This is a genomic window from uncultured Megasphaera sp. (assembly GCF_958350005.1).
Classification (GTDB): Bacteria; Bacillota; Negativicutes; order Veillonellales; family Megasphaeraceae; genus Megasphaera.
In genome coordinates, this window is sequence record NZ_CATWFF010000124.1 from 1 (window position 1) to 6,143 (window position 6,143).

The 6,143-nt window shown below is 48.4% G+C and carries 7 protein-coding genes; all 7 read left to right on the forward strand.

Annotated elements, in window-relative coordinates; all coding sequences use genetic code 11:
• The first annotated feature begins 175 nt into the window (after nucleotides 1-175).
• The 7 genes from Q3886_RS07675 to Q3886_RS07705 all read left to right on the forward strand — a co-directional run bounded on the left by Q3886_RS07675 (nucleotide 176) and on the right by Q3886_RS07705 (nucleotide 6,122).
• The gene (locus tag Q3886_RS07675; RefSeq protein WP_301860733.1) at nucleotides 176-787 is read left to right on the forward strand and encodes a MotA/TolQ/ExbB proton channel family protein; all 612 of its coding nucleotides are present in this window, start codon (nucleotides 176-178) and stop codon (nucleotides 785-787) included.
• A gap of 14 nt (nucleotides 788-801) precedes the next feature.
• On the forward strand, nucleotides 802-1,206 hold the full coding sequence (locus Q3886_RS07680) for a biopolymer transporter ExbD (protein WP_301860735.1): 405 nt from the start codon (nucleotides 802-804) through the stop codon (nucleotides 1,204-1,206).
• A gap of 5 nt (nucleotides 1,207-1,211) precedes the next feature.
• On the forward strand, nucleotides 1,212-2,054 hold the full coding sequence (locus Q3886_RS07685) for an energy transducer TonB (RefSeq protein ID WP_301860736.1): 843 nt from the start codon (nucleotides 1,212-1,214) through the stop codon (nucleotides 2,052-2,054).
• 15 nt (nucleotides 2,055-2,069) lie between these two features.
• Nucleotides 2,070-2,591 carry a flavodoxin family protein gene (locus Q3886_RS07690; RefSeq protein WP_301860737.1) on the forward strand — a complete coding sequence of 174 codons (522 nt, stop codon included), beginning with the start codon at nucleotides 2,070-2,072 and terminating at the stop codon, nucleotides 2,589-2,591.
• 13 nt (nucleotides 2,592-2,604) lie between these two features.
• Nucleotides 2,605-4,158 (forward strand): heme anaerobic degradation radical SAM methyltransferase ChuW/HutW, encoded by a 1,554-nt coding sequence (hutW, locus tag Q3886_RS07695; RefSeq protein WP_301860738.1) that lies wholly within the window; start codon nucleotides 2,605-2,607, stop codon nucleotides 4,156-4,158.
• Nucleotides 4,159-4,265: 107 nt separating this feature from the next.
• Entirely contained in the window at nucleotides 4,266-5,102 is an 837-nt protein-coding gene (locus Q3886_RS07700) for a pyridoxamine 5'-phosphate oxidase family protein (RefSeq protein WP_301860739.1), read from the forward strand.
• A 36-nt stretch (nucleotides 5,103-5,138) separates the two neighbouring features.
• Nucleotides 5,139-6,122 (forward strand): AraC family transcriptional regulator, encoded by a 984-nt coding sequence (locus Q3886_RS07705; protein WP_301860741.1) that lies wholly within the window; start codon nucleotides 5,139-5,141, stop codon nucleotides 6,120-6,122.
• The last annotated feature ends 21 nt before the right edge of the window (nucleotides 6,123-6,143 follow it).

Consider the following 6,143-nt stretch of genomic DNA (forward strand, 5'->3'; position numbering starts at 1 on the left):
CAAGAAAGGAAGTAGAGGTACAAAAGATATGACTTGGGACCGTAGAGTAAGAAATATTGGATCCTGGTTAGTATTTGTATCCATTGCAGCTTCTTATATGTAGGTAATATCTGCTTTCGTATGCCAGCAGTTTTACAATATAGTATTTCCAACATTAGCGAAGGAGTGTAGGAGAATGGAAGGATTTGCTTATTTTTTACATTTATTTCACAGTGGCGGTTTGGTTATGTATCCGCTGCTTGCCCTGTCGATTTTCACGGTAGCCATTGCTATTGAACGGTTCTGTTATTATCGGGCCAACCGTAAGGATTCCAAGAAATTCTGTATTGGTATTACCCATGCTGTTCAGAATGATCAGTGGGATGCAGCAGAAGCATTCTGCAAAAAATCACCTACTGCCATTAGCCGCATTATTGCCAACGGCCTCAAACATCGCGACAGCGAAAAGGGCATGAAAGAAGCCTTTAATGAACAGATGACAGTAGAATCCGTTGCATTTCGCCGGTATCTGGACTATCTCAGTGCTACTGTCACCATTTCACCTCTTCTCGGTTTGCTGGGAACGGTTACAGGGATGATCAGCACCTTCAGCGTTCTTGACAACGGTGCCGGTGCATCGGCCATTACCGGCGGTGTCGGTGAAGCCCTGATCGCTACGGCTACAGGTCTTTGTGTGGCTATTATCGCATTCTGTGTCTATACGTATTTTGATCATCAGCTGGATACTATCGTAACAGATACGGAAAAACTGTGCGTTACCGTCGTCAATTCAGCCAATGCCAAGTAAGGAGGTAGACGCTGATGTTTACGAATGCCAGAATGAAAAAGAAACCCGTTTTTATGATTATCCCGATGATTGATATTATTTTCTTTCTTCTTGTATTTTTCATGATGAATAGTTTGCAGACGATCGCACAGAAAGCGCTGTCCGTACAGCTTCCACAGGCGCAGAGCGCGTCGGCACCGGTACAGATGCCTATTATTCTGACTGTCGATGCAGAAGGACATATTACGCTGGACAATAAGCCGGTCAGCTTTGATGAAGCTTCGGCCATGATGCAGAAACACATGTCTGAAAACGCCAATGCAGCCGTCATTCTTCAGGCTGATCGCCGTACGGCTCATGGCCAGGTCGTAGCTGTCATGGATATGCTGAAGTCTGCCGGAGTGAAACGGCTGGCTATTGCTGCGGAACAGAAGGGATGATACCTATGCAGGGAATATCTTGGAAACGGGCATATGCTGGGTCTGCCATCATTCATTTGGCCATTGTCGGCATAGCAGCTGTTTTCCTGGCCGGGACGGTACTGCATCAGGAACAGCAGCAAATGTATGTCGTCGATTTGGCTTCCAGTGATTTGTCCAGCTCCGGCAGCGGTCATGCCGGAGGCGGCGGTGGCGGCAGCGAATTATTCCCGGAAAAACTGTCGGAAGCGGCAGTAGCGGAAAAGACGGCTCAGGTAACGCAGTCTCCGCTTACGCCGCAGCCGGATACCTCGACGCCAATGCCTGCGTCGGATGCCGTTTCTTCCTCGCCAGCGGCCGCTGATGCGAATGCGTCATCTGCGGCGTCGGCAGGCGTAGCGACAGGTGCTGCCAGCAGTGATGGCGGCTATGGTACCGGCTCTGGCGGTGGTCAGGGAAGCGGTGAAGGAACCGGTGAAGGTTCCGGCATTGGTTCCGGATCCGGTTCAGGCGTCGGCGATGGTGTTGGCGACGGACAGGGATATGGTGAAGGCTCCGGTGATGGACAGGGTTCGGGCGACAGCGGCGCCTCTGGTACAGGAACGGGTGCATTTGACAGTGACGGATTCTGGTCGGCTGTCAATGCCAACAAATCCTATCCGCCTATGGCCGTTAAGCGAGGCCTGACGGGTACCGTCAACGTAACAGTTACGCTGGACGGTGCCGGCAACTGTATCGGTGCATCGGCAGATGGCCCGAGTATTCTGTCAAAAGCCGCATTGAATGCTGTATATGCTGCCTGCCCATATCCGAATGCAACAGGGCAGACCATTACAATCAACGTGCCAGTTACATTTAATCTTAATTAATAAGGAGAGATACTGATGAAATCTATCGTGCTTTATTCTACACGGACAGGAAACACCAAGAAAGTTGCAGAAGCAATTGCCAGTGCGCTGCCGGCAGGAACGCCCTGCGTTTCTGTAAAGGAAGTTCCGGCAGATATTGCTTCTTATGACTGCGTCTTCATTGGATTCTGGGTAGATCGTGGTTCTGCCGACAAAGACTCGCAGGAAACGATGAAACAGCTCCATAACAAACATGTCGCTGTCTTTGCTACGCTCGGTGCAGATCCTAAATCTCCTCATGCTGCTGAAAGCCTGGATAAGGGAGCTGCCTTCCTGCCGGAAGGCGTACAGGTTGCCGGTAAATTCATCTGCCAGGGCGCAGTTGACCCCAAGCTGATTGAAATGATGTATAAACAGTTCCCGGCTGGTCATCCCCATGGCAAATCGCCGGAACGGGATGCACTGCATGCCGAAGCTGCCAAACATCCCGATGCAGCTGATTTGGAACAGGCAAAACAATTTGCCGCCAATGTGATGGCGGCAATTGCCAATGCCTAATGGAGGTCTTTTCATGAGCTTAGAAGAATTATTTCATAGCTTATCCAGGGAACAGCAGGTATTTCAGTTTGGCGCAGAGACAGATAACCCACTGGCTCATGCGTTCCCGCGGAAGCGAGTGGTCCATGCCGGCCTGAATGGAACTGTCGTTTCTCCCGATCAGTCACAGGTATTGTGGAATGAACTGATGGCCAAAAGTCCGAAACAGAAACATACGCAAATGGCCTATATTCATATCCCTTTTTGTAAGACTAAATGCTTGTACTGCGGTTTCTTCCAAAATGGAACGAATCAGGATGTTGAAGATCACTATGTCGACTGCCTGATCGATGAGCTCGAAGCTTCTGCTGACAAACCGCGTCTGCGGGACGGCCTGATTCATGCTGTATTTATCGGCGGCGGCACACCGACGTCGTTATCTCCGCACAATGCAGAACGCTTGCTGCAAACCATCTGCAAGTGCCTGCCTCTGGCAAATGACTATGAACTGACCTTAGAAGGCCGTATTCACGATCTGACACCGGAAAAGATGGATATCTGGCTGGCAAATGGCGTCAATCGCATGTCTCTGGGCGTGCAATCCTTCAACACTAAAGTCCGCCGGTCTGTAGGCCGATTAGATGATCAGGAAACGGTTCTGAAAAATCTGGCTGCCTTAAAAGCGTATAATCAGTGTGCTGTTGTCATCGACTTAATCTATGGCCTTCCGTACCAGAATATGGATGTGTGGAAACAGGACCTGGATTTACTCATCCAGTCTGGTGTAGACGGCGCAGACCTGTATCAGCTGAATGTGTTTGATGGCAGTGATCTGAATAAAGCCATTCAAAAAGGTACGCTGCCGCCAGCAGCTACGACGGACTACCAGTCCGGCATGTTTGCCTTTGCCAAAGACTATTTGGAAAAACGAGCCTATCGCCGGCTGAATATCTGTCACTGGAGCTGCAGCAATCGGGAACGAAGCCTGTATAACACACTGGCCCGGTCTGGTTCTGCTATGTTCCCCTTCGGCAGCGGTGCCGGCGGAAACCTCGACGGCTATTCGACGATGCTCCACCGGGCTATTCAGCCTTACGAAATGTTCGTAGAAGCAGGGAAGAAGCCCTTTATGGCCTTGATGAAGCAGTCGCCGCTGCAGCCTATTGTCGATGCCGTACAGAATCAGCTGGAAATGGGGTACATGGATTTAAGCAAAATCTATGCCTTTGATGATCGGCTGAAAGACCTGTCCTGGCTTTATGAATTATGGGAAAAACGGGGGCTTGTACATAATAATGGCGTTATGTATACTCTTACAGATGCCGGCCAGTTCTGGCAGGTAAATATAACACAGACGACATTGGAATGCATCCAGTATCTCATGACCGGGAAAAACGCCATGGTCATGGAACGCGTTGCTGCACAGGACTCTGAAAAAACAGAATCCATGGTAGAAGCCATGAAGAAAATGAAGGAAATGCAGGGAACTCCGTCTGTGGAAGCCATGAAAAAGATGGCCGAAGCCATGCAGAACATGAGCCCTGATGAACTTCAGGCCGTCATGAAACGCATGAAAGGCTCCATGTAACTTCGTTACCTCTCCTTTTTATATACTCCTTCGGAAAAGACTGCATGGGTCCCCCTTTGCGGTCTTTTTCCGCAATATATGTGAATACAGCGAAAGAAGGTATTGTTATGGGAAACACCTTATTTGTATATGATGACCATCTGGTGAGCCGCCATGTGGCCGTCATGATGAGCAGCATTGTCAGCATGAGCCGATATATGCCATATGGCGAAACGGCAGCACTGCAGAAATACAGTCAGATTATCAATGTCATTCAGGCAGATCCGCAGCATCATACAGCATTGACCCTGCCAGAAGAGGGAAAAGAAAAATCTGTAGGAATCATATTGATCGACGTCGCCGAAGAACAGGCACCATCTGTACTGGCCCATATTGCTGAGCAGTGGCACATATCGTTTACATTTTCTGCAGTCATCCGTTCGTCTCACTACGCTGAAGATGCAATTGAAGCTGCAGAACAAATGCTCCGGAGAGATACCGAGCATAACCAGGACCCAGATGTACGGAAAGCTATTGAAAACTTTCTCAATACGCATAATACGTGCGTACTGGCTACTGCTTCCAGCGCTGGTGACAACGGGATTTCGGTTCGGTCCACGCCCATTGAATATTTGTATGAAAATGGGAAGATTTACATGTTCAGTGAAGGAGGCCGCAAATTTATCCATATATATCGCAATCCCAACGTGAGCCTGTCTGTGTTTGATCCGTACAGCGGATTTTCCAGCCTGGCAGGCCTTCAGCTGATGGGGACATGCCGTGTGATTGAGCCGGATGAAGAAGCGTATGAACCTATTGCTGCTCTCAAGGGCATTACGAAAGAACGGATACAGGCAATGCCTGTTGTATTGCATTTGCTGGAAATCACGCTGCATGAAGCTGTGTTTTTATGGGCTGGATTTCAGGCGGCTGGCAAGGCTGTGCGCCAGACCTATCAGTTTTGATTCCGGGATGCAGTATGGGCATGAGGAGCGCATGAAATGAATGATATGAGTACTTTGCGTATGGTGGAACAGACAGAGGATATGATGTCGTTTGCCGTGGAAAACGAATCGGGAACAGCTGAGCTGACTCGGTATGAAGTGTATCCCGGCGTAGAATTACTGTATATTGATGCGCATCTTCAGGAATTCTCCTGCTATGCACCGCCGCTGCCAAATGTTTTTGCCATTAATCACTGTGAAGAAGGGCGGGTAGAATGTGCCTTTCAAAATGGCGAATGTTTATATATGGGACAAAATGATATGTCTGTAGGCTGGCGCAGTAATCGTGACTACTGCCATTCTGCGTATTTTCCTTCTGCTCACTATCATGGATTATCTATCCTCATTCATGTTGAAAAAGCGCAGCCCATATTGGATGCACAATTAGGAGCAGACAGTTTTTCCCTGGAAGCACTTTGCAATCGCTTTTGCGTATATTCAGATTTCGGCATGATTGTTCAGGAAAACCATGCCATGCGCCATCTGTTTTCCGAATTGTATCATGTGCCGGCTAAGATCCGCCGTCATTACGTCCGTATTAAAATTATGGAAATCCTGCTGTTTCTCAGCGCAATGGACTGTGGCCCGCAAAGTAAGCCGTTCATTCTGACATCCCGCCAGGTGCAGGTCGTTAAAGAAGTACGAAATGACCTTGTTCATAACCTGAAGAGAAAGATAACGATTGAAGAAGTAGCAGCCCAGCATACGATTGCAGCTACAACGTTAAAACGGTGTTTTAAAATCGTTTATGGAAAAACCATAGGGCAATATATGAAAGAATTTCGTATTGAAGAAAGTAAGAAACTACTGACGAAGACAGCCATGAACATTGTACACATTGCGGCGCTGGTAGGATACAGCAACAGCAGTAAATTTTCTGCTAACTTTCTTCGCTCTACTGGCATGAAGCCTCATGAATACAGGCGCCTGTATTATGAAGGGCCCGAAACGGATGAGGATACGTCTGCATCTGAATCATAACAGAATAACCGAAGTATATGA

Coding starts and splice junctions, on each gene's coding strand:
- Q3886_RS07675 (WP_301860733.1), top strand. CDS start 176: ATGGAAGGATTTGCTTATTTTTTACATTTATTTCACAGTGGCGGTTTG.
- Q3886_RS07680 (WP_301860735.1), top strand. CDS start 802: ATGTTTACGAATGCCAGAATGAAAAAGAAACCCGTTTTTATGATTATC.
- Q3886_RS07685 (WP_301860736.1), top strand. CDS start 1,212: ATGCAGGGAATATCTTGGAAACGGGCATATGCTGGGTCTGCCATCATT.
- Q3886_RS07690 (WP_301860737.1), top strand. CDS start 2,070: ATGAAATCTATCGTGCTTTATTCTACACGGACAGGAAACACCAAGAAA.
- hutW (WP_301860738.1), top strand. CDS start 2,605: ATGAGCTTAGAAGAATTATTTCATAGCTTATCCAGGGAACAGCAGGTA.
- Q3886_RS07700 (WP_301860739.1), top strand. CDS start 4,266: ATGGGAAACACCTTATTTGTATATGATGACCATCTGGTGAGCCGCCAT.
- Q3886_RS07705 (WP_301860741.1), top strand. CDS start 5,139: ATGAATGATATGAGTACTTTGCGTATGGTGGAACAGACAGAGGATATG.